General features: G+C 71.9%; 1 protein-coding gene. It reads left to right on the forward strand.

Features of this window, described 5'->3' with window-relative positions:
* Positions 1-54: 54 nt before the first annotated feature.
* On the forward strand, positions 55-530 hold a 476-nt coding region (locus tag A612_RS08485; protein WP_040436411.1), incomplete at its 3' end, for an AMP-binding protein.

Raw genomic sequence — 530 nt, forward strand, 5'->3', positions numbered from 1 at the left:
CGGGCCCTGCCGCTATCATTGAGGGTTTACCCGAGAACGACCGGGCCTACCCGCATGACCACTGCTTTCTCCGAACTCGGCGATGTGCGCACCGTGCCCGACCTGCTCGCGCTGCGCGCCCGCGCCACCCCCGACGGCGAGGCCTACCGCCAACACGACCCGGCCACCGGCCGCTGGCAGAGCCTAAGCTGGCACCAGGCGCTTGCGCGCGTGCAGCAATGGGCGCGTGCCGTTGCCGCCTCGGGCCTGCCGGCCGGGGCGCGCGTAGCGATCTTGCTGCCCAACGGCTTCGATGCCATGACCATCGACCAGGCGGTGCTCGCCTGCGGCTGCGTGCCGGTGCCGTTGCACGCCATCGACAATCCCGGCAGCATCGCCTATATCCTGCAGGATGCGGAAGTCTCGCTCCTGGTGGTCGCCGAGCGGGCGCAGTGGGAGCGCATCCGGGAGCTGGGTCAGCCGCTGCCGCACCTGCAGGGCGTTGTCGTCACCGGGGGCGCTGCGGGCGCGCCGGCGGGAGGCGACTCGCA

The organism is Melaminivora alkalimesophila, assembly GCF_000282995.1.
GTDB lineage: Bacteria > Pseudomonadota > Gammaproteobacteria > Burkholderiales > Burkholderiaceae_C > Melaminivora > Melaminivora alkalimesophila.